This window comes from Parabacteroides sp. AM58-2XD (assembly GCF_003463685.1).
In the GTDB taxonomy this organism is placed as follows: domain Bacteria; phylum Bacteroidota; class Bacteroidia; order Bacteroidales; family Tannerellaceae; genus Parabacteroides; species Parabacteroides segnis.
In genome coordinates this window covers 40220-64014 of record NZ_QSDP01000026.1, presented here as the reverse complement: position 1 = coordinate 64014, position 23795 = coordinate 40220, and the positions used below count along the sequence as shown (strand labels likewise).

Here is a 23795-nt window from a genome sequence, read left to right as displayed (position 1 = left end):
ATAAAGAACAAATCCTCATGTTCCAAAGAAAAATATATACAGACCTTTGTTCTTGAAATTTAATACCAATGTTTTTAATTACTAACTTAATTCACATAATTCATGAATATGAGACTACTGGTGACCTTTATCTTTTTAGGGATGTTTATGTTTGCTATTGATTCTTATGCCCTGAATAATAATGGGCCTCATGATCCGGCACTGAAAAAAATAACTATCTCCGATCCCGGTCAAAAGCTGGTTCTTCAACTCGACTATTCGGATGGTTGTAAAATAACGCAGTTAAAAGTAAAAGGTAAAAATGTATTATCCGAATCGGGTGTTTATACTGGATTCAGAACCAGGGGAGGTTCTTTTACCTCCTGTTCCGGTCAGGATGGGATTAAGGTGGAAGAGTCCGGAAATAAGATACTTATAAAGAATATCATTTATGGAGATCATTCGATAAGTGTAAATGAATCATGGAGCTTTGACCTGAATGGTGACAAGATCATATGGAATATCAACCGAAAATACAGTAACCTGGCAAAGCTGGAAGAAATGGCTTTCCCTCAATGGAATTTTGCAGACTTAGCCGTCTGGAAGGGAGGAATCCTGGATAACGGAGGAATGGTCTGGTGTAAATATTTGAGAGAGGTAAATGATACATACGGCGTACATACCGGAGGCGTTACTTTCTGGAATCCGGATACGGGAAATGCCTTGCGTATCAAAGCAAAATCGGATGGGAGACAGCTGGCGGCAAAATATTCGCAGAGTGATAAGAAAGAGTTTGTCTGTACTCATTTTGTGACAGATGAAGAATTGGAACCCCGGTATAATCTGAACCGCTTTGTCCATCAGCGAGCAGATGTGTTTACCCCTTTTAATGTTCGGAAAGGCGAGGTAAACATGACGTTGGAAATGGAATATGTCGATTATGCAGTTGCCTATTCAAGAGGAAACCTGCCCGGCATAGATGCGGAAGCGGTTCGTGAGTTGATGAATACGACCGGCAGATACGGGGTGGTGGATAATATGATTGTAGGAGCAAACGGATGGACTACCAACTGGAAATGTTTGCATGAGCCTTTCTTTGCCCAGATAGGAATGGCCTTGAATGACGGCAATTATGTAAAAAATATGTCCGCAACCTTAGACAGTGAGAGGGATTATGCGATAACAGCCGACGGATGTGTCCTTTCCCGGTGGCATAATGCGGATGAAGACCAGATGCCGGGAACATTCAATTACAAAACCGGATATTATGAAGCAAGATGGGGATACACGATAGATTCGCAGACCGGCCATGTGATTAACACAGCGGAACAATTTGACTTGTGTGGCGATATCGAGTGGCTGAAATCTCATAAAGCAGGTTGCGAGAAGGCGCTGGACTGGTTGATCAGAAGGGATTCGAATGGCAACGGCATTTTTGAGATGATGAATAACTCTATTGTCTCCGGTCCATATGGTCCGCAATTACGGAATGGGATGTTATGTGACATTTGAAGTCAATCAACCGGTACGTGTCCGTATTTGTCAGGTGCGGGGGGGCAAATGCTGCTTGTTCGGCATTGTTCCTGGATTAATGGCAGGATTTTATTTTCTGCCATATATCATACCACAGACAGCCAGTATCCCAAGTAGCCCCGTGACAATAAAAGCCCAGATATTGGCTACACGCGATTGGGCTTCCAAAGTATAATCACCAGGTAATAGCCGGTAGGCGTCTATCTTCCAATAAGGAGTTTTTCCTTCGTGCAGGGTGGTATTGGTTGTTATCAACTGGCCCGGCATATTAAGTTCGTATTTTATCTGGTGGTTGAATAACTCTATCGGACGGCATTTCTCTTCAAATAACCGGTTTATCTCATCTTTGTCCTTCTGATGATATGCAGTGGAGAAATAGTTCGTCTGGTAGAAAGTGTCGAGTAGCTGATATATATCTATCGAATCCAGGTCTGTATCTTCTCCTTTACTCATGGCTGATTTTTTGATGGCTTCTTTGTCTGCTTTCAGCCTTGAGATAAAGGTTTTATTACCGGACTTAGCTTCCCATTCCTCAATAGTTTCAAAGCGGATTTCAAACAAACTCTCATTATACCATTTCACGAAACGATCTGTCAAGTCATTCAGCTTATCGTTTAGCTCAAGTCCGTTCATACCCCGTGTTCGAGTTAGGTCGCCCTGAAAGAGCAGTTCTTGTTCTTGCTTGTTCAGGTAATGTTCAAGGGGGATGGGGCCTCTTTCTTCAATTTGACGATAGTTGCATGTGAATGTATAATAAGTATAAAACCATCTGAAATGTTTTTCCAGCTTTTCCTGCGGAACGGCTAACGGCTCCATCCATTTCTTTTCGGGAGTGAGCCGGAGAGGGGTATCCCATATATTCCATGTGCGTTTGACTTTTACATTCAATTGATCCTCTTTGCCGAATGAGTCGCTTTTCTTTCCTAAGATAACAAAAGGGATACTGGGATTCAAAGGAGTCTGTTGCCAGTCCTGAATGGAGAACAGGAAAGGAGAGTGTGAGCCGTCGCCCGCTATAAAAGCGGAGTCTCCGTGTGCATATACTTCACGGTCAATTTGTCCGTCCGGATAAATTTGTGTCACTATCCGGTGATTGGAAGAACAGGAGGCCATAAAAAGCAGTCCTGAAATGATTGATATATATCCTTTTGTTTTCATCTTTTGTTCGTTTTAGTGAATGATGGTTTCTACAGATATTCTCTTGGACAGGAAGAAAGTTTTTCTTTTTGATAGTTCTTCTTTATATTCCTTCCATTGTTCGGATAGATAGCGGCTTTTTTCGAGTAAGCTACTTTCTGGGCTCCAACTATCGGGTAGGGAGTAGGCTTTCCCTTGCCAGATAGCATTATTCGCATAAGATTGTTTCGGGTACTGCTTGTCTTGTGAAAAGAAAATGGTTTCGCTTATCAGAAAACAAAGCAGGAGAGCTGCTGCAATACCGGATATTTTGCTGACCGATAGTAATATCCTGTTTGTTTTACTTTTCCCTTTTGCTTCTTTCAGAAGGGACGTTCCGGAAGGTAAGGTTTTTATTTTGTTCAAAATATCATTTGTCAACTCTTCCGGAGCATTCAAGACTGGTTCGGTATTTTTTAGTTTGTCCAGCCATTTTCCGTATGTTTCATCTTTTCTTTTCATAGGTTGTTCTCCATCTGATTTATTTTCATTCGTATCTGTTTGCGTGCCTGGTAAAGATTGCTTTTGATCTTTTCGGCAGACATGCCGGTGATAGCTTCTACTTCGGATACTTCAAGGCCCTCTACTTCCCTTAGGGTGAACACTAGTTTTTGTTTTGGGGTGAGTTCCTCGGTGAACCGGAGTATCAGGTTCTTTAGGTCTTTGTTTATAAGACTTTGTTCCATGTTCTCTTCAGAAGATAAGGGGAGGTTATCGACAGATGGTCCTTGCATGTTTCCCGAAGGGGTATGTTGCAGAAAGCGCAGGCGGTCGCAACAAATGTTTCCGGTAATTTTATAGAGCCAGGTTGAGAAGCGGTATTCCCGGTTATACTTGTCAAGATTCAACCAAACTTTTATAAATGTTTCCTGTACCATATCTCTAGCCTCTTCTTCATTACAGAGTAAGCGAAATGCCAGTCGGAATACAAGTTGCCGGTATTCTGTGACTAATAGGGCAAAAGCGGTCATGTCCTGCTTTTTGCTTTTATCTATTAGTACTTGTATTTCTTCTTCATTCATCATACTTCTTGTCCGTTTATAATATGATACGTAAAAAAAGGGAGATGGTCGAATTATTTTAAATAAAAAAAGAGGCTCACCTCTAAAGTGAACCTCTTTGCCTTTGTGTGGAGAATATCGGACTCGAACCGATCACCTTTAGACTGCCAGTCTAACGCTCTAGCCAGATGAGCTAATCCCCCGTTGTTTTATTTTCGAGTGCAAATATAGAGTTTTTCCTGATATTAGCACTATCTTTGTGTAAGAAATTTAGAGAAAAAGAATATGATCGTTTATAATACAACATTTAATATAGAGAATGATATCCTTGCCGAGTGTATTGAATATCTGAAAAAGAGTTATATACCCCGTGCGGCAGCTAGCGGATTTCTGCGGACACCTTATCTGCGTCGTATTTTACAGGACGAGACGGAGGATGCAACCAGCTATTCGGTTCAGTTCCATGTAAAGAATCCGGAAACGCTGGAGTATTGGATGCAGTCCGAAGGTCGTGACCTGCAACAGGAGCTAGTGAACCGTTTCGGAACAAAGCTGGTGGGTTTCAGTACCTTATTGGAGGAAATAGACCTGGAGTCATGACGAAAGACCGTGTCATATTGGGTATCGACCCCGGAACAATCGTGATGGGATACGGCGTTCTGAAGATTGAAGGGAATAAACCGAAGCTTGAAGCTATGGGCGTTCTTCAACTGAATAAGTACGAGGACCATTACTTGCGTTTGAAAAAGATATTCGAACGGGTACTGGCCCTTATCGACCAGTATCACCCTGACGATTGGCAATCGAAGCACCGTTCTTCGGGAAGAACGTACAGAGTATGTTGAAGCTGGGAAGGGCGCAAGGTGTCGCTATGGCAGCAGCATTGGAACGCGAAATTCCTATCTTTGAATATGCACCGTTGAAGATCAAGATGTCTATTACCGGTAACGGGAATGCTGCCAAAGAACAGGTGGCGGGAATGTTGCAACGTTTCCTGCATATCCCTCAAGAGTCGATGTTGCCCCAGTTGGATGCAACCGACGGATTGGCAGCCGCTGTTTGTCATTATTTCCAGACAAATAATCCGATTTCGGAGAAGAAGTATAGCGGATGGAAAGATTTCATGGCAAAGAATCCCGGTAAAGTACGGAAGTAAGTAGAGATTACAGCATAAAAAACTCCGGTCCTTGGTTAACAGGAACCGGAGTTTTTTTTATTGAGGAAAGAAATTATCTTTTGCCAAGTTCATGATCCAGAAGGATGGCATGATGTTCGCCGTACAGCTTCAACTTGTCGACGATTGCTTTTGCTGTCGATTCTTCTTCTACCTGTCGCGAACGAAACCGTATAAAAAGTCTTTGGCTGCATGATCGTTGTCTGCTTCTGCAATATCGACCATCTTGTCAATCAGTTCTGATACATGTACTTCGTGTTTGTAGACATGTTCGAATACTTCCAGTGGAGTACCCCATGCAGTCGGAACGACATTGATCTGATTGATGACGATGTCGCCACCGCGGTCGATAGCGAAATCGATCATTTTGTGGGCATGTTCCATCTCTTCTTCAGCCTGTTTCCGCATCCAGTGTGCACAACCGTTCAGTCCTGCTTTCTGGAAATAGATCGACATCGACAGGTACAGGTTTGAAGACCACATTTCAGCTTCTACCTGTTCATTGAAAGCCTTTGATAAGTTCTTACTTAAGATCATAATATTTTACTTTTATTGAGTTGTATTTGTATAAAATAGGTTACAAAAAGTGTGCCAGACTATTTTATACAATACCTTGCGCCATCATAGCTTTGGCAACTTTCATGAAGCCGGCAATGTTGGCACCTTTCACATAGTTCACATAATTACCGTCTTTACCGTGGGCGACACATTGTTCGTGAATAGCGCCCATGATCTGATGCAATCTGGCATCCACTTCATCGGCAGTCCAGGAGATATGCATGGCATTCTGTGTCATTTCCAGTCCAGAAGTAGCTACGCCGCCGGCATTAACCGCTTTGCCCGGAGCAAATAGTTGTTTGTGTTCGATAAACAGGTCGACTGCTTCGGCTGTACATCCCATGTTGGAAACTTCGGCAACGCATAATGTTTTGTTCTCGATCAGCTTACGTGCATCGTCGGCATCCAGTTCGTTCTGTGTGGCGCAGGGCAGGGCGATATCCACTTTCTGTTCCCAGGGCTTCTTGCGGGATAGAAAGTGGCGTTGGGATATTCGTCGGCATAAGGAGCCACGATATCGTTGCCACTGTTACGCAGTTCCAGCATGTATTCGATTTTATCACCCGAAATACCGTCCGGATCATAAACATATCCGTCCGGACCGGAGATGGTTACGACTTTGGCTCCCAATTCGGTCGCTTTCTTCGTTGCTCCCCAGGCTACATTTCCGAAGCCGGAAACGGCAACTGTCTTACCTTTTATATCTATGCCGTGAGTTTCAAGCATTTGATGTACGAAATATAAAGCACCGTATCCGGTTGCTTCCGGACGAAGGATCGAACCTCCGAACTCCATGCCTTTACCTGTAAAAGTACCGGTGTTTTCGCGAGCCAGTTTCTTGTACATGCCATACATATAACCGACTTCACGTCCGCCAACGCCAATGTCGCCTGCCGGAACATCGCGGTCCGGTCCTAAGTTACGCCACAGTTCCATGATAAAAGCCTGGCAGAAACGCATGATTTCTGCGTCGCTCTTGCCACGGGGTGCAAAATCGGACCCACCTTTACCGCCGCCCATCGGCAGGGTTGTCAGCGCATTTTTGAACGTTTGCTCGAAGCCCAGGAACTTCAGGATAGATAAGTTTACCGACGGGTGGAAACGAATTCCTCCTTTATACGGGCCAATCGCATTATTAAATTGTACGCGATATCCTAAATTAACTTGCACTTCACCTTTATCGTCTACCCAAGGTACACGGAAAGTAAAAATGCGTTCGGGTTCAACCAACCGTTCGATGATTTTGGCTTTCTCGAACTCTGGATGCTGGTTATAAACCTCTTCTATTGATAAAAGAACTTCTTTCACGGCCTGCAAGTACTCTTTTTCACCCGGGTGCTTTGCTTCCAGTGCAGATAAAATAACTTCTGTCTTCATAGCGTTTCTTGCTTTTAGGAATAACAATGTGTAGGCAAATGTAGCGAATCCTATGGAATGACCAAGTGTTTTGCTTACTTTTTGATAGTGAATTATATGTTTTTAATCATCCGCAATAAGCAGTTTATAACAATGCCCATCCTAACAACCTTAGGATGGGCATTATTAGGTGATTAGAATGGGCATTGTAACGACCTTAGAATGCCCATTCTAACAACCCCTTGATTTGCAAGGCGTAGGTGCTTGGTGGCAGGCGGGTGGAGGGGTTAAGGTGTGGGGGACATCCCGGGACTATCGTTGCGGACCGGGCGTATCCCGAAACCATCGGTATTGTAGAAGGCCTCATAAGGGGCTATCAGGTTCAGCCCATCACCGCCTCTATTGGTCCATTTACCTCCGGGCTGAATATCATTACGGTGGAACTTCAAGTGGTAAGAGTTTGTCTCATTATCTGCCATATTGAACCAAACATAACCTTCGCCCATGAGATCGGGATCCCCCGTATTCGGATATTGTACAACCTGTGCGTGACCATCATAATCTCGGTAACCGGTGACAGGGAAGATGATGGATTGAATTTTCCTCGTGTCCGTGTAAAGTTCCAAAACTTGCCTGTTTACTGAGCTGCCGGAATAATAGTCCGACAGCATGTTGCTTTCAAGTACATCATACCAGTCATACGGAAATTTTGCATTTCCTCCATGGGTTGTAAATCCGGTGAAAACAGTGTTGTCACCTACCTGATATCCCGGAGCAGGGGTCATAGACCGTCTTATTACCATTATTTGACCACAGGTCGGAATATGATTTGTTTGTACTATAAAAACCTTTCTTATAATCCTTGGGGTCATTGGGCTGTCGCGTAGCATTATGCCATTTGTCAGGATTCTTAACAAGCACCTCAAGGCACTCTATAGTGTTTTTACGGTTTATGTTATTTGCAAATTGCGCCGGTTCATTATAAAGTCTGGGAGGATCATAGTCCCCACTTTCACCATAAGGGGTGGTGCTATCATGAGTCCATCTCTTTTTGTTTTCCCAAAGTTTGTTTGATCCGACAAACGGATCCTTACGTCCCCACTGGTAGTAAGGATGGTCGCCACGAGGAAGGAGAAAATGGGGATATTGCTCAATCGTCCTTATTATCTCGTGCTCTCCTACTTTGAATGTTATATCACATTTGCGGCGCTTATAATATTTTATCTTTTTGTCTCCTGCACACCATCCGAGATTGACAGGCATGACATCGAATGCTTCCTCTTTATGGTTGAGAATCCGGATATCCTTCTCGAAATCTTCGGAACCGAAACGGGTTGCCCAGATGTGCCAGCTCCAGATCGCTTTTGTGCTTCCGCTTTTCCCGTATACTGTACCTCGGTCTATATCGACATACTCATCTTCATCTGCACTTTTGTCAATCAAGGCTATCACGGCATTTCCTTCCTGTATGTTACTTATGTGGAATTTTATTCCACCATTACTGTTAAAAAGAGTAGGATCATATTCTATTTCATCTGGTATGATAAGATTTTCAGCATCCTGCCATATAAGTTTCACACTGACATTGGAAGTTTCTAAGTTTACATTATTATCCTTAATATATGGGGCTGAAATTTTTTTATTAAGATGGTTTACCATGTGCGTTGAAGAATATGCTGTAGTGTTGTATTTTCCATCTGTGATGGCATTTCCATACACGAGAGGAAAACAATACCAGCCGGGAGCACCCACCATGTAGCAGTTGGCGGTATTCTCCACAGTACCTCCTCCATCTATGCCAGAAAGATTATACGGGGAGCCTTCAGAACCTTTGTTTGTAGTAGGAAACAAGCCATTGATTGTGGATTCAGTCGGATCTGTCATGGAGGCAACAAAAGTATATGGTGTCTGTGACCTGTCATCACTAAGAGTACCTTTGGTAAGTGTGAGCCATCCGGAGGTAGTGTTATCTATCTCCCACACCCCGGTCTGCTTATTATACGAATAGTAAGTATAGCTGATTTTCGGGTCTATCCATTCTTTGTCCATGCCGTTCGTAGCATAGCTGGTCACCGTGATTACATTCTGATCACTGAAATCATGGCCGGCGTTTGCCATGGTAGCAGAATAGTCTTGAGCAGGCACGAAAAATTTGCCTGATAGTTCACGTCTTCGGGGTAGGTGACATCCAAATACTTCTCGCCATACTCGATGTGCCAGTCTATGTCATTGCCATAGTCCTTGAAGTTCATCGTAATCTTGTAATGGTGGTTACGGACTAAATCGAAATTATTTGTCGCATTATTTCCAAGCATGAAGCGGTAAATGATTTTACCCTCTGATTTATATTCAGCCGGTTGGCGACATAATATCCTTCCACTTCGAGGTAGGTGCCGTTATCAACCCCGTCTTTTGTCTTGGAGTCAATGATGCCGTCTCCGTCGGTGTCTTGAAGTTTGGATTTGTCTTCATGTGTACCTTGCATATTTTCATAGCAAGGAAGTGCTTTGGCGTTGTCATCATGGAAACTTGTAACGCTTGAATCTTCCCAGATATTTGGAGTAAACGTCTGTGTTTTTGTCACTGTGGGCCAACTGTTGTAGTCGTCTCCCTTTCCATAGCTGATGGAATAGTCTGATGAGGTGCATATGATATTGTTTGTATTGTCAGTATTGTCTGTGTTTTCGGTATTGTCAACATTAACAGCAAAGGAGTTTGTTCCAAGTAATGCACCGGATGCCACATCCTTCAGTACGGCATTCTTAATATAGACCGTGACATCCTCTTTCAGATTCGTTCCGTCGAAATCGACGGTCACTTTCGATACCGCCCTGCGCACCCAGGAATGAATGTTTTTGGTGGTCGGGGTGATGGTAAGGAGTTCGTCGGCTTCAAAACCCTCATTGCCGGGAGTGGTTCCCGCACCGCCCAGTTTGAATACACCGAACATTTCAAGGTCTTTCGTAATATCATCATTCCAAACAAGTTTGAATTTTTTAAGTCCTTCGATGGTTTCTACCTTCGTGAGGTCGCTCTTCTGTTCATCGGATATATTGGCAACGGCATAGATATAGTACTCGCCAGTCTGTATTTCCTTTGTGAATGTGACATGCTCATGCGTAGAGCCTTCTGAAGGAGTGGGGGTGAAATTTACATCCCCGCTGTAATCTTTATTAAGTGTTCCTTTTGAATCGAAGAAGAACACATACAACGATTTTATACCCTTGTATTTCGTCCCTTCAGGGGCTTCGGTACGTGTCTGTACTTTTGTCGTTACAAGCGGTTTGAAAATAACTTCGCCTTTGATTTTAACCTTTGCGTCGGGTATTTCCTCCGTGTTTATAAAGTCGTCCGTGCATCCGACAAATGTGACAATCATAGCCAGGGAAGCCAGGATGATTGAAAAAATGATGTTATGTTTTGTATTATACTGTAACATGATTGTTCATGAATTTTAATGTTCCAGACTCACTTAAGGTATTTTACCCATTCTCCGAGTATGGCTTCTCTCTTTGCATCTGTATCTCCTTCCGACCAGGGATAACGGTTGCCGAGAATATCAAACCAGTATTTCGGATATATATTACTCTTCCCATCCCAGCGTACCTGATTCCAATTTAATCTATCCCATTCGTACAGGATGCGGCAGCACTTCAAATTCAATCCTACCTTCTGCAAAGCAGCATAAACTGATTGGGCGTCAGCGTCTCCATTGGGATCTCCTCCGGAATCAAGCCATACACGCTGCCGTAGGTCATTGAGATAAAAAGCGAGCCAAGGATTCGACCCATCCTTTACCGGTTTATATCCGGTTATCCCTTCCGCTGTGAGCAGATATTTCTTTCGGGTCTCCTTCTCGAAAAAATGGTCAAGTTTTGCCGCTGTCCGTTCGTAATCCGTATACACAAGTAAATACTCTTTGCTATTGATGGTCACAAACGACGCATTGTCATCTCTTCCGAGGTAAAATGGAGTTCTTTTAGTCGGGTCTGTAGGGTTTTCTGTCTGGTCATACCAGCATTTGTTCCCATTTTCATCCTTACCCACTATGTATCCGGTGAATTCCTCTCTCTCCAGTCCATAATCGGGTTTGAGTTCTACCGATGTGAAGGGGATTACATCCACCACAAGCTCATCAGCGTCTTCCGTAAAGATGAAACCTACCACGACATGCGTATTGCGGAAAAGCGAAGCCAGGTGGGGCAATGTTTTGGAAGGATATGTCTTCACCTCTTCCTCCGTTCCGCCTACGGCTCGCTCTTTCGTGCGGACAGTAATGCTGTATTCCTGTAGTTCCAAAGGATTGCTTCCGCCTTTTATCGTCTTGCTTTCCGGCAGGTAGATGGCATTGGATGTTTCGGCCGACGGGGATGGCTGTGCGTCTGTAGCTGCCGGTATTTTCAGCGAGGCATCAACTGTGGCAGTTGATGTTACAGAAGTTGGCACTTTATAGTCGGTCAGCCATTTATTGTCTGTGCCACTTTGTGAGGCGTTGGCTTCGTATCCCATCCAATCGATCCAGTCTTTCTCTAAATCTAAGGACTTATATGTTACGTTACCGTCCGTTTTCGTTTCTTCGACTACCCAATACTTGTCGTCCTTCTTGTTCACATGGGGCATCAGGTACATCTGGTCGGTTATTACCCCGTTGATATCGATGCCGGTCACGGTGATGTCTCTCTTTTTCGATTGGTTGGTGAACTTGAAAGAGAACTTGGTGGCTGCCCGTACCAGATATAATGGGTCCGGGTATGTCAACTTACCGTCTGGGAACTTGTTGAGGGGCGGTACATCAATCTCATACAGGGCGGTCATCGGCAGGGCGGAAGGTGTGTATGAGTAACCTGAAGTGGATACATCAAACACATAGTTGTCTACCGGTACCCGGCCCGTATCGTCCGGAATGAACTGCTTGTCGGTAAAGTCAAGCGGTTTTCCATCAGCACCGACCAGGCTATTTCCGTTATCGTTTGATTCATTCGCGATCAGATAGATTCTTTTCCGGCTGTCGGGGGCGACTTCGAAGGTATATTTGTTCGACAGCTGCGATCCCCAAGAAACGGTTTTGTTATGTTCCACCACCCACGCAGCGTTTTCCGTTCCTTCCTCCTTCCCCTGCGAGACAATCACGATGCGCAGCGTCTTGACACGATCGTCTGCGACCGGCTCTTCACCCGCACGGGTAGAGATTCCGGCCAGGGTCGCCTGGAACGTGAGGAATATATGGTTGCCATCTTCTTCTTCGCGCGGGAATTCGGGCGTTTCGTTCGAACACGCGACGAATCCCAACAGGCCGCAAAGGAGGAGGCATAATATACTGATAATATGTCGATGTTTCAAATTCATTTGTTATCGTTTTACAAGTCGAAATCGTTCAGCCGGATCACCCAGTCTTTGACCTGGATGACATAGCATCTGTAACCGATGATGGGATCAGGATCGGGGTCCGGATCAGGATCAGGGTCAGGATCAGGATCGGGATCAGGATCGGGGTCTGGATCAGGATCGGGGTCTGGGTCGGGATCAGGGTCAGGGTCAGGGTCAGGACCTGGATCCGGGTCCGGGTCCGGGCAATCGGGGCAGTAGGTCGGGGTCAGGAAGAAGATGATGGAGTATTCGTCCTGGCGGTCGAGGTATTCCTGCGCCGATATATTGTGTCCCTCCATCTGCGTGAGGAGGAGGTAGTTGTTGAGGTTGACGTTGATCACGTCCTCTTTCCATTCCTTGTGGCGCACGATGAGGCGGTAGTTCCGGCGGGCCATCAGGCGCATGGTGTTCATCTCGGCGACGGCGACGGTCTGATTCACCGGTTTGCCCATGAGGCTGTCGCCTTCGGCGATGTTGACGTTTTCCGTATAGTAAGGCAGGTAGGTGATGGCGGGGTCGGACAACAGTTGGTTGTCATAGTCCATATAGCCGTTGTCAGCCACGATGCGGAACGTGAAGTCGCGCACGTCCATGCAGTTGCCGTCGGTGTCTTGCAGCACGAGGCGCACTTTGTTGGTGTTCTTGGCGAGCGAGATGGTGTCGGCTTCCGGAGCGTCGCGGGTGACGGTGAGCGTGTCGAGGCTATGCCACAGGGGCGTCAGCTCGTCGGGCTGCGTCGCGTCGTCGCGCCGGAGGGTCTTCACGCGGCAGTCTTTGTCGACCGAGGTTTCCTGCGGTGCGGGCCACTCATAGCACTTGTCGTCCAGTCCTGCCCAGGTGACCACCCGGTAGGTGCCCGGTTCGAGGTTGAGGGCGATGGAGTTGCGGCTGTCCAGTTCGCTTTTTTCAATGCGCCGCTGGAAGAGGTAATGGCCGTCGGCATCGTGGAAGAAGAGCGTCAGGTAGTCCACTTCGTGCTGCAAGGCATCGGCAAACTTCATGTTGTAGTCATATTTGAAATGTAGCCGGTATTCACATTCGGGCAGCGAATCGTCGTGGATATAGTTGCACGCACAGAAGCCTGCCACCCAGACGGCTGCCGCGACCAGCCCTTTACAAGTATGAAATATACGGTCCATAATCTTGAATCTTTTTGTTGTTTCTTATTCGTTCCTCCTCCCGGTATCTCTCCGGCGGGGAGGTGAGGGCATGCCCTCCAAAGAGGGGCTGTGCCAGCACAGCCTACTCTTGAGTGATGTTTTTGTTACAGGATGATATCGCCGTTATCACGGATTACCCAGTCTTTGACATAGATTATTACATTGAAGCGGTATTCCTTGGTTTCGTCATCTTTATCCGGATCCGGTTCGTCTGTGCCTGACAAACCTAAACCGCTGATATCGGTTACAACCATATCATAAATGTTGTTGCGCACGATGCCGAACTCCATGATACCCATCTCGGTCGGCTTGCCGTTATTGGCATGTCTGATCCAGTAGGGATAGTAGGTTACGCCGTCTTTATATTCTTTCACGTTGGCATAAACATGTTCTGCCTGATTTGTAGCAGCCAGGTAATCATCTATATTGTCACTTGCGCTAAACGTCGTATTTTCATTATAATTCCCTTGTTTATATGTAGCTATACGAGCTCTTAGATACCGGATATAACCCATTGGATCGGAATCAGTGCCTTGATAGAATGCGCTATTCTCGAATTCAGATATTTTTATTCCCCCTATGTTTGCTGTTTTAAAATCATCATAACCGTAGATTTTTGTTTGTGGTCCCAACGTAGCCTGCCTATTCCAAACAAATTCATTGAATATTGCTTCAAAATTTTGATAGACATTTGATTGATAGACCAAGAAATTTTTACCCTTAGTTTTCGAGGTTATCTTTCCTTCTGTCAAGTCATCATAAATCACATCAATGGGTCTGACTTCTTTCCCTGTACCGTCTTCCTTATCTGCAACTGCGTTCCACTTTAGCGGAAAATAAGTGGCTTTAAAGAGGGCACCGGTTGAATACCCGTTCTTGGAATAGGTGACACTTGTCGTATTTTCCATCGTGTAGTCGATCAGGATGCTGGTGTCGTTTGGGTCATTGTTTTGTGGATTTGCATTTAACATTCTTGTATTATCTAATGTACCCCATAATGCATCAAAAGATGCACCTTTAAACACATTGCTATACTTCAGTCCGGGAACAGGATCTGTAGCAGTCAGCATATAAGGAGCTCCTTTTGGGTCGTTTTCAGCTGCTATATTGCTGTAATCTGTAATTGTAGATGGCTGTTGAGTTTTATTTCTTGTCCACGGGTCGATTACATAGTTTGTGCCGGGATATACATAGCCGGCTCCAGGAATAGCCTCTTTTTTCATTGTTTCATCACCTAACCATGAGTCATCGCCTTCGGTTAAGGCAGAAATGTCATTTGATGTAGTTTCCAATGTAACCCGCTTCAATAGGTAAGAACCGGATGTCAACTTGTTTACGAGTGCCACATTATCGAGACGTACTTGGGCTATTGTTTCCTCTGTGCCTTCGTCATCAGTTCTCTTAATCGGGTATATGTAGTTCTCTATTTCGGGTTTATTTTCGACAGGTTTGATGCGAACCTTGGCAGCCAGGCGTTCTACGTGTACTTTGACTTCCGGAGCATTGCTTTCTGTTGCATTGGCATCCAATGTGACAGTTTCGCCATCTTTCATATGTGATGACATGATGAAATCTCTTTGAAGTCCCTCTACCGTATGATGAATTTTATCAACCAACAAATTGGCTAATTTGGTAGCGGTGATATCTGTGGTGCTTTTGATTGTTTCTGCCAAACTATTATCACGCCAGTTGGTTACGGTTATCACTCCGTACGTGTTTTTGTCGAAATCTTCATCATCTGTCGCTGTTACCAATACTGTTACGGATTTATTGTGCAAGTTTCCATCACCAGGGTTCATAGAACCTGACGTTTTTGCGTAACCCGCTCCCACGATTTTCGATGATTCTTTGAATTCCGGCTCAGTCAATGTGTTATTTCCACCGCTTCCTGATTCGTTTTTGTAAAGAATGACTGTTACATCACTTACAATATACTCATTTACCTTTCCCACTTCGTGGCCATCGCCATCTTCACCACCGGTAGGGGGAATGTCTGACGCAGGAGGATCGGCGCGTGTCACGACACCGGTATTGACCGTTACTTTCATGTAGGTACTCGAGCCGTTCCCATTGGGGTTCTCGTTACCTTTGCCCGGATTATCCAAGTCGTCCGAACAGGACACCGCCGCGAATGCGAGGGCAAGTGCCCATAATGAATAATGTTTAAGTTTCATATACTTTGTTTTTTATGAATGAATATTTTAATATCTCTGTTAATCAGTTGTTTAAACCTTTTGGAAGCACCCCTCCGAACACTGCCGCAGTGCCCCTCTGACGACTGCCGCAGTGGTCGGAACACGACTGCCGCAGTCGTCAGAGGCCTTCTTCCGGGGTGGCGATCATTCGATTTCCGGACGATCGCTGCCTCCTTCTTCTTTGCTTGATTCATCATCCTTTTTGACGCGGGTGAAGGTCATGCTGTCGCGCACTGCCTGTATCGTTTTCCCGGGGATGAACGAAATGGAAGGGCGTTTCATCATGGTGGCGGCATCGAATTCTTTTTCGGTGGCTGCTCCCTTGCTCCCTACTACCGGGCGGAAAGTCCCTAACTCGCCGGCTTGCACTGTGCGACCCTCCTTTACGTGGCGGGCAATGTGGCGGGGCAAGCGGTCGAGACACGATTTGACATCGGCACTGGTCAGGGTTGTTTCCTCTGCGATAGCTTCGCATAATTCTTCGAAGCCTACGGTTCCGTTGTTGACCAACTGGGCATAAAGCTTGGTTGAGCCTTCGGGCGCATCCTTCGAAAAGTCTTTGCGCAGAACTAATTTGTACTTAGCACTCATGGCATTACTTTTTTGAGGTTAATAATGTGTATTCAATCATCTGCTTGACTTGCTCCAAATTGGCGGCTGCGGCATCTGCCACTTCGGGGTTGCCGGTCAAACGTGTGAGAGTCTTTTCTGCTTCCGTCCATTGTTCGCCGAGCATCAAGAGGATGGCTTCCGCCAGTTCCTTATGTGCCGAAGGGGTGGCCTTGGCCAGGTAGCGGCGGGCGCGGTCGGGTTGCTTGTTTTGCAGGGCGATGTTGGCGGCGTTGAGGTTCGACACCGGGTCGTCGGGATACATGCGGACGGCTATTTCGAACACCTCCTTGAACTCGTCGCTGCCGGCCGGGTAGCTCAGTGCCACGCGGTGCATCTCTTCGAGGCTCAGTTGCGAGGGGGCGCGATGGATCAGTTCGCGTGCCTCTTCGACGGTAAAGTTGCGTATGTTGTATTCCACCACATAGTCCGAACGGCGCAGGGCGGGATAGATTTCTGCCAGGATCTGCTTGTAGACGGGCAGCTGTTTCAATTTGGCTTCGCGGGCATCGAAGTCAGCCGGTTCATCGGCACGCACGATGGCGAGGGCTTCCGCTTTCCCATCGAGCGTCGACGCTTCGAGGCGTTCCTCCAACCCTTCCCAGTCTTCCGGCTCGGCGGTGACGTCGTAGGTGGTCTGGTTGTTGAACTTGTACAATCCCATCACGTAGTTGAGCAATGCCTGTGCACGTCCTTCCGCCAGGCGGCGGTTGTTAGCGTAGGTACCTTCGGGCGACGCGAAGCCTTTGATGGCCAGGCGGGTGATGGTGGCGTAGTTGTTATCTTTGACGGCATCGATGGTCTGCCGGATGGCAGCCAGCTCGCTGGGGTTCTTGCGGTAGTCGGGGTATATCTCGGTGCGGTTGACCGGGAAGTCGAGATATGCCTGCCCGTTGAGTGTACGGCGTTTCACCTCTTCGGCAGCGGGTGCGAGGAAGGCAGGCACTGGTTTCAACACGATCGGTTCGATGAAGTTGATCGGGAAGAGCGTCGAACGGTCGTTCTGCAGCGTTTCCCATCCGCAGCCGCATTCGTCGGTGACGAGGGCGATTTCGGCGCGTTTCATCCATGGGGCCATCGGGGTACGGGCGGTGTAGCCGAAGGTCTGCGACTCGCCGTTCGTGCGGCGCAGGGCGTATTCGCCGTGGGTGGCGTAGGTGCGTCCCGTGCGTTCATACAGGATATGGCGGTCGCGCCCGTTGAGGATGATCGGGGTGAGCGGGCGGATGCTGTCGCCCGAGGCGACGACCGGGGTACAGACGATGCTGCGGCCCGCGGGCACGTCCACTTCGCTGAAGTCGAGCGTCATGCCGACGAGCAGCGTGCCTTCCGATTGCTCGACGTTCTTGTCCTTGACTTTGATTTCTTGTGCCTGCAGGGCGATTGTTGCCAACAGGCTTGTTGCTATGAGTAAAGACTTGTTCATTTTCATAAGGCGGCGACGATTAGAATTGGTAAATCAGGTTGATGGCAGCCTGTGTGGGGCCGAAATAGTGCTTCTTTTCGTACCCTTGCCGGCGTCCGCAGTTGGTGCAGGGGTATTTCTCCGATTCGAGGTAGAGGTAACCCACGCCGACGGTCGCTTCCAGGTTCCAGTGTTTCGAGAGCAGGAACGAGTAGCCATAGCTAACACCTACGCCCGCGCCCCAGCCCTGGTGACGTTCGCCTTCGGTACCCAGCAGCTTGATGTCCGATACATTATATAATAGGTAGGGGATGTGCAGGCCGATGAAGTGCTTATAGGAAGTTTCGCAGAACCAATAGCGCAGTTCGGGATGCAGGCGCAGGTGTTTGAGCGATTTGCCGTAGCTGCCGTCGTCTTTCTTCCCGTCAAATGGGTTGAGGCCCGCTTCGACGTCCAGGCTCCAGTGGCGTGCCAGGCGAAATTCCACACCGGCATTGAATGTTCCCATTACTCCCCAATAAGGGATGTTGGTCTTGATCCCGACGGTCGAACCTCTTTGTCCGGCTAACCTGTTTTCCTGGGCGTGGAACAGCAGGGGGAGCGTTGAGAGAAATATCATGATGACAAATTTTCGTATCATACCTTCTATAATTTGATTGTTATTTGATATTCTTTTTTTTGCCGAGCGAAGCGGCCAACTCAGGTTCGTGTGTCCGTAGGTAACGGCGGAAGGTATCCGCGTCTACCCCGAACTCGGCAGCCGCATGGGTGACCGGGCGCGGACGAGCTTTCAGGCTTTCGATGGCCGGGGCATATTTGGCGGCGGTCGACTTGAGGTAGCGTTTGCTTTGGCTCAGGTCGAGGTCGTATCCGTTACAACCGGCTTCGGGAACGCCACCCCGCCGTTCGAGCATCAGGTCGCGGTGCCACATACGCAGGTGGTTACGGAAACCTTCGAGCGTGACGCCGGTACGGGCAACGATCTCTTTGGCGGTCAGGTGAGTCGTTCGGTAAAGTTCGACCGACTCGCGGTATTTCTCATACGTGCCGAAGGAGGGTTCGGCCGCACGGCCGTTGCTCTCCGGCTTATCCTCTTTGCAGCGGTTTGCCGTTGGTCGGTAGAGGGTGCTTTTTTGTTTCACCAAGTCTTTGTGGTAGAAGCGCAGGTACTGGCTGAGTCCACCGAGCGAGACTTCGCACTCTTCGGCGATGGAGGGCAAGTTGCGGTCGGTGTTGCGGAACAGTTCGACGGCACCGGCATATTCAACCACGCTTTCGGGGCGTACCCCGCGTAGGAAGTTGTCACCGAAGCCGAGGCGTTCCCTTGCCTTTTCGCGCCGTTCGAGGATCTCCGGGTAGTGTAGTCTCAACTGGTTGCGCAAGGCTGTCCCGTCGTGCCCGAACATACGGGCGATCTGTGAGACGTTGTATTCGATGTAGTCGAAGTCGTCGCAGGCTTCGATGGCTTGTTTGTATTTTTGGTGGGCGGCAGGTGTCTGGCCCCGCTTGCCTCGTAGTTTGCCGTCTTCCGTGAAGAAGGCACTCTTCTCCGGTTCGGCATTGTTTCGTTTGAGTACCAGCTCCCGGTAATGCCGCCTCAAATAGACCCTGAAACCGGACAAGCTGACACCGCACTGTTCGGCAATTTCCTTGCCGGTCATGTCGGTGGTCGCATACAACATGACTGCTTGCGAATATTTTCCGTAAGAAATGTCAAATGTGACTTGTTGTTCTATGTTTTTTTCTTCTTCCATCCGATACCTTTGGGTAGTAACTTATTTATGAAATAAGGTGGACACACAACAGTCCTTATTTATGAAATAAGTTTTTCGTAGGGAACTTTATGGTCCGGGGAACGCGGATGGAGGCGTGCAAAATAGCAATTACTGAACGCAGACGACTCAGAACGCGCAGAGTTACGCAGACTATTTTATTAAAAATTAATCTTGTCTGCGTTGTTCTGCGCTCTGTCTGCGTCGTCTGCGTTCCTTGGGTAGGTTTTCATGTTCATAAACGGACGAATCAAGCAATAAGAAAGCAGGAGGGCCTTTTGTCTGAAAAAGTCTCCACATATTTTTTTTGTTTCCGCATTTTCTACTACTTTTGCTTTCGATATAAGGAAATATTTCCCTTAATCCAAGCGAGAAACATCACTAATCTTCTGATAGAAAACTTGTTATAGGCTATATATCCTTATTTCATAAATAAGGTAATATTTTGCTTATCCCCTGTCAAACAGTCTGTTGATCGGGGCGGAAACTATCCGGTTTGCCTTCGTCAATTCCGACACATCCAATTCACTTAAATAATAACGGGTCGTTTTTTCCGAACTATGTCCCAGCCCCTGGCTGATAACGGCTACAGGGACACCTGATTGTAGAGCCGATGACGCCCAACTATGCCGTATCACATATGAAGTGAAAGGAACGGGGATATTGAGTTTTTCACCGACCGTTTTCAACTCTTGATTGTGCATGGCCAAGCAATGTTTATATTGCGAGTGGGTAGGTGAACTCGACGGGAGGATGGGGAAAAGGAATTGCCTTTCTCCGTTTGCGGGCGCATATTTGTGAATGATCTGCCACATGCCGGTAGTGATTTCCATACGGATCTGTGCCCCCGTCTTCCGCCGGTTATAGACCAGTTCGCCATTGCGGATATTGTTTGCCGTCAGGTAGGCATATCGACAAACGGCATCCCGCAAGCCAAAAAACTGAACAGGCACAGGTCTACTGCCAATTCCTGACTACGTGAACCGTCGGTTGTAAGATTGCCCAGTTCACGGATAAGGGTGACGGATATGGCCCGTTTGATGGTCGGTTCCCGTTTTAGTTTTATTCCTTTGAAGGGATGTTCGGCAGGGTGCAACAAGCCATCGTAGCAGGCGGCATTATAGATGGCGCGCAAACTGCTCAGGTAGGAGTTGATTGTGTTCGTTGCCAATCCTTTACTTTGTAAATAGGCGGTAAAATCGGAGACCAGGGTTCGGGTCAGGTTTTTCATGCGAAACTCCGTATTTCCTGTAAATCTTAGAAAATGATTGACGGTAACCTGGTAAAGTTCTGCTGTACATGTCTTGTTCAACTCCTTTTTCTGTTGGATACGCATGTTAGCATATTCGAGAAGCGGTAATGTGGAAAAAGTTTTCTTTCGTGCCATAATTGTATTTTATTTAAATGATTATGATTGCCGAAATAAATAAAATACGAATGAATGGTTCTTAATATTTACGAATTGGAAATATTTTCCTTATTTTTGGGCGCATATAATTCTATGAAATCATTATGAGCGGAATACCGGACTTTCAGAACCTTGTGTTTAAAGACACATCATTCGCCAATCTAATGAATAAGCGTATATATAATGTACTGCTTATCGCTACAAAATACGACGCCTTTATGCTGGAAGACGACGGACGGGTAGATGAACAGATATTCAATGAATATACCTCACTCAGCCTGCGTTATCCTCCTCGTTTTACCCAGGTGACAACGGAAGAAGAGGCGCTTGCCGAACTAAAAGATCGTAATTTCGAATTAATCATCTGTATGCCGAATATGGATAACCGCGATATTTTTGCGGCGGCAAAGGAGATAAAGATACATTATCCGAATATCCCGATCGTGGTGCTTACTCCTTTTTCGAAGGAAGTGTCCAAACGTATTGCCAACGAAGACCTGAGTGCGATAGATTACGTATTCAGTTGGCTGGGCAATGCCGAGCTGCTGTTGGCTATTATCAAACTGATTGAGGATAAGATGAATGCACCCGACGATACGGCAAGTGTTGGGGTACAGATCATCTTGCTGGTGGAAGACTCCATCCGTTTCTATTCGTCTGCTTTGCCCCATCTGTATAAATTCGTATTGGAACAGAGCCAGATGTTTGCGAAGGAAGCGTTGAACGGTCACCAGCAAACCCTCCGGATGCGTGGTCGTCCGAAGATTAAGCTGGCCCGTACTTATGAAGAGGCTGTCCGTATTTTCAATCAATACCGGGATAATATGCTCGGTATCGTTTCGGATATGAGCTTTATGCACGATGGGGTGAAAGACCCCTATGCCGGGTATAAATTCGGGCGGTATGTCCGCAAGACCGGGTTGATCATACCTTTCGTGTTGGAATCGTCCGAGTCAAGCAATAAAGTATATGCCGAAGAGTTGGGAGCCTCGTTTATCGATAAGAATTCGAAAAGTTACCCGCAGGATTTGCGTAAGAAGATCATGCAGCGTTTCGGGTTTGGCGATTTCGTAATCCTGAATCCGCAGACGAAGGAAGAGATTATGCGTATCAAGGATTTGAAGGACTTGCAGAAGAAAGTGTATCAGATTCCCGACGATTCGCTGGTCTATCACCTTTCGCGCAACCATTTCTCCCGTTTCTTTTATTCGCGTGCCATGTTTCCGCCGGCAGAAGTGTTGAAGCGGGTCGATGTTAGCGATTATAAGGATATGGATGAAGCACGCAAGCTGATCTTCGACCTGATTGTGCAGTACCGGCGCATGAAGAACTCCGGAGTGGTGGCTATCTACCAGAAAGAACGTTTCGACGAGTATAGTAATTTTGCCCGTATCGGTGACGGTTCGTTGGGAGGAAAGGGTAGAGGACTGGCCTTTATGGGTGCTATGGTTAAGCGTTATCCCAAGCTGGAGACGGAGAACTTTAACACGAATATTCCGAAGACCGTAGTGATCTGTACGGATATCTTTGATGAGTTCATGGAGACAAATGAACTTCTGCCCGTCGCCCTGAGTGATGCGGATGACGAAACGATATTGAAATACTTTCTTCGTGCCAGTCTGCCGGCCAGTTTGATCGATGATCTGATGGCATTCTTCGATGTGGTGAAAAGCCCGATAGCCGTCCGTTCGTCCAGTTTGCTGGAAGATTCGCATTATCAACCGTTCGCCGGGATTTATTCTACCTATATGATTCCCCGGTTGGAAGATAAATATGAAATGCTCCGCCTGCTGAGCGATGCGATCAAGGCTGTTTATGCATCTGTCTTTTACCGTGACAGTAAGGGATATATGACCGCTACGTCCAACCTGATCGACCAGGAAAAGATGGCGATCGTTTTGCAGGAAGTGGTGGGAAACCGTTACAACGATCATTTCTACCCGACTATCTCCGGCGTGGCTCGTTCGCTGAATTTCTACCCGATCGGTAATGAAAAGGCGGAAGACGGAATTGCCAATATTGCCCTCGGTCTGGGTAAATATATCGTAGATGGCGGACAGACGTTGCGTTTCTCTCCCCGTCATCCGCACAATATCTTGCAGATGAGTACGATGGATTTTGCTCTCCGTGAGACGCAAACCCGTTTTTATGCACTTGACCTGAAGAACCTGGCGGAACAGTTCTCTATCGATGATTCGTTTAACCTGCAACGATTAGGATTGAAGGAAGCCGATGCGGACGGTTCTCTGAAATATATTGTTTCCACTTACGATCCGTATGATCAGATTATCCGTGACGGTTATTATCCCGGTGGTCGTAAAATCCTGTCGTTCGTAAATATTCTCCAACACGACGTTTTCCCTCTGGCGAAGACGTTGGATGAGTTACTTCGCATCGGGCAGGCCGAGATGGGACGTCCTGTTGAAATAGAGTTTGCGGTAAATGTCGATCCGAACAACCACGACAAGGCAACTTTCTATCTCCTTCAAATTCGTCCGATCGTCGATAATAAGGAAATCATGGATGAAGACCTGACGCAAGTCGGTAATGAGGAAACGATCCTTTCGTCCACCAGCGTGCTCGGTCATGGCATCGTGACGGATGTGCAGGATATTATCTATGTAAAGAGCGGTGCTTTCAACTCGTCGAACAACCAGTTGATTGCCTATGAAATAGAAAAACTGAACCGTCGTTTTACGGAAGAAGAGAAGAATTACGTGCTGGTCGGTCCCGGACGTTGGGGAAGCAGTGACCATTGGCTGGGGATTCCGGTGAAGTGGCCGCATATCAGCAATGCCCGTGTAATCGTGGAGTGTGGTTTGGAAAATTATCGTGTCGATCCAAGCCAGGGAACGCATTTCTTCCAGAACCTGACATCCTTCGGTGTCGGATATTTCACCATCAACCCGTTTAAAGGAGACGGTTGGTTTGACGAGGAGTATCTGAATGCCTTGCCGGCTATCGAGGATACCGAATATCTGCGGCATATCCATTTCGACAAGCCAATCGTCATTAAGATGGACGGAAAGAAGAGTTTGGGTGTGGTGCTTAAGCCGGAATGAGATAGTATATAACAAAAAAGTCATCTCATGCATCAAGCAG

The 23795-nt window shown here is 46.9% G+C and carries 18 protein-coding genes, 1 tRNA gene and 3 pseudogenes; 4 read left to right on the top strand and 18 right to left on the bottom strand.

Annotated features, from left to right (window positions below; all coding sequences use genetic code 11):
* Positions 1-102: 102 nt before the first annotated feature.
* Positions 103-1491: a hypothetical protein gene (locus tag DXA15_RS08570; protein WP_128133764.1), complete on the top strand. Its 1389-nt coding sequence runs from the start codon at positions 103-105 to the stop codon at positions 1489-1491.
* Between the two features lie 90 nt (positions 1492-1581).
* On the opposite strand, the gene DXA15_RS08565 is transcribed toward DXA15_RS08570, so the two are convergent.
* From DXA15_RS08565 to DXA15_RS08550, 4 genes are all read right to left on the bottom strand, one after another.
* Entirely contained in the window at positions 1582-2670 is a 1089-nt protein-coding gene (locus tag DXA15_RS08565) for a hypothetical protein (RefSeq protein ID WP_128133763.1), read from the bottom strand.
* 12 nt (positions 2671-2682) lie between these two features.
* Complete coding sequence (locus DXA15_RS08560; RefSeq protein WP_128133762.1) at positions 2683-3150, bottom strand: hypothetical protein; 468 nt, start codon at positions 3148-3150, stop codon at positions 2683-2685.
* Entirely contained in the window at positions 3147-3713 is a 567-nt protein-coding gene (locus tag DXA15_RS08555) for an RNA polymerase sigma factor (RefSeq protein ID WP_128133761.1), read from the bottom strand. The genes DXA15_RS08560 and DXA15_RS08555 overlap by 4 nt, the downstream gene beginning before the upstream one ends.
* A 105-nt stretch (positions 3714-3818) precedes the next feature.
* A tRNA-Ala gene (locus DXA15_RS08550) sits at positions 3819-3892 on the bottom strand.
* Between the two features lie 82 nt (positions 3893-3974).
* Here DXA15_RS08550 and DXA15_RS08545 point away from each other — a divergent pair.
* Together DXA15_RS08545 and ruvC are read left to right on the top strand one after the other, a co-directional pair.
* On the top strand, positions 3975-4289 hold the full coding sequence (locus DXA15_RS08545) for a DUF4286 family protein (protein ID WP_007657297.1): 315 nt from the start codon (positions 3975-3977) through the stop codon (positions 4287-4289).
* Positions 4286-4845, top strand: a pseudogene (gene ruvC / locus DXA15_RS08540) (crossover junction endodeoxyribonuclease RuvC). The gene DXA15_RS08545 and the pseudogene ruvC overlap by 4 nt, the downstream one beginning before the upstream one ends.
* Positions 4846-4918: 73 nt before the next feature.
* On the opposite strand, the pseudogene DXA15_RS08535 reads toward ruvC, so the two are convergent.
* The 14 genes and pseudogenes from DXA15_RS08535 to DXA15_RS26130 form a co-directional block, all read right to left on the bottom strand.
* Positions 4919-5400 (bottom strand): annotated as a pseudogene (locus DXA15_RS08535) (ferritin).
* 64 nt (positions 5401-5464) lie between these two features.
* Positions 5465-6798: pseudogene (gdhA, locus tag DXA15_RS08530) on the bottom strand (NADP-specific glutamate dehydrogenase).
* 266 nt (positions 6799-7064) lie between these two features.
* Positions 7065-7562, bottom strand: coding sequence for a hypothetical protein (locus DXA15_RS26150; RefSeq protein WP_233567009.1), 498 nt, complete (start codon positions 7560-7562; stop codon positions 7065-7067).
* On the bottom strand, positions 7531-8922 hold the full coding sequence (locus DXA15_RS26145; RefSeq protein ID WP_233567008.1) for a hypothetical protein: 1392 nt from the start codon (positions 8920-8922) through the stop codon (positions 7531-7533). Before DXA15_RS26145 ends, DXA15_RS26150 begins: the two co-directional genes overlap by 32 nt.
* Positions 8923-9055: 133 nt before the next feature.
* On the bottom strand, positions 9056-10216 hold the full coding sequence (locus DXA15_RS26140; RefSeq protein WP_233567007.1) for a fimbrial protein: 1161 nt from the start codon (positions 10214-10216) through the stop codon (positions 9056-9058).
* A gap of 29 nt (positions 10217-10245) precedes the next feature.
* Positions 10246-12123 carry a hypothetical protein gene (locus tag DXA15_RS08520; protein ID WP_128133760.1) on the bottom strand — a complete coding sequence of 626 codons (1878 nt, stop codon included), beginning with the start codon at positions 12121-12123 and terminating at the stop codon, positions 10246-10248.
* A gap of 11 nt (positions 12124-12134) precedes the next feature.
* Complete coding sequence (locus DXA15_RS08515) at positions 12135-13283, bottom strand: FimB/Mfa2 family fimbrial subunit (protein WP_128133759.1); 1149 nt, start codon at positions 13281-13283, stop codon at positions 12135-12137.
* A 125-nt stretch (positions 13284-13408) separates the two neighbouring features.
* Positions 13409-15478 carry an Mfa1 family fimbria major subunit gene (locus DXA15_RS08510; RefSeq protein ID WP_199676265.1) on the bottom strand — a complete coding sequence of 690 codons (2070 nt, stop codon included), beginning with the start codon at positions 15476-15478 and terminating at the stop codon, positions 13409-13411.
* A gap of 165 nt (positions 15479-15643) precedes the next feature.
* The gene (locus tag DXA15_RS08505; RefSeq protein WP_128133758.1) at positions 15644-16090 is read right to left on the bottom strand and encodes an HU family DNA-binding protein; all 447 of its coding nucleotides are present in this window, start codon (positions 16088-16090) and stop codon (positions 15644-15646) included.
* Positions 16091-16094: 4 nt separating this feature from the next.
* Entirely contained in the window at positions 16095-17540 is a 1446-nt protein-coding gene (locus DXA15_RS08500; protein WP_128133757.1) for a DUF3868 domain-containing protein, read from the bottom strand.
* A gap of 13 nt (positions 17541-17553) precedes the next feature.
* Positions 17554-18153 carry a DUF3575 domain-containing protein gene (locus DXA15_RS08495; RefSeq protein ID WP_128133756.1) on the bottom strand — a complete coding sequence of 200 codons (600 nt, stop codon included), beginning with the start codon at positions 18151-18153 and terminating at the stop codon, positions 17554-17556.
* A 19-nt stretch (positions 18154-18172) separates the two neighbouring features.
* Positions 18173-19267: a sigma-70 region 4 domain-containing protein gene (locus DXA15_RS08490; RefSeq protein ID WP_128133755.1), complete on the bottom strand. Its 1095-nt coding sequence runs from the start codon at positions 19265-19267 to the stop codon at positions 18173-18175.
* A 467-nt stretch (positions 19268-19734) separates the two neighbouring features.
* Complete coding sequence (locus DXA15_RS26135; RefSeq protein WP_233567005.1) at positions 19735-20238, bottom strand: tyrosine-type recombinase/integrase; 504 nt, start codon at positions 20236-20238, stop codon at positions 19735-19737.
* A complete protein-coding gene (locus DXA15_RS26130) occupies positions 20184-20672 on the bottom strand; it encodes a phage integrase SAM-like domain-containing protein (protein ID WP_233567003.1) in 489 nt (162 codons plus the stop codon). The genes DXA15_RS26135 and DXA15_RS26130 overlap by 55 nt, the downstream gene beginning before the upstream one ends.
* A gap of 125 nt (positions 20673-20797) precedes the next feature.
* On the opposite strand from DXA15_RS26130, the gene DXA15_RS08480 reads away from it, so the two are divergent.
* Positions 20798-23755, top strand: a complete 2958-nt coding sequence (locus DXA15_RS08480) for a PEP/pyruvate-binding domain-containing protein (protein WP_128133754.1) — start codon at positions 20798-20800, stop codon at positions 23753-23755.
* Positions 23756-23795 lie beyond the last annotated feature (40 nt).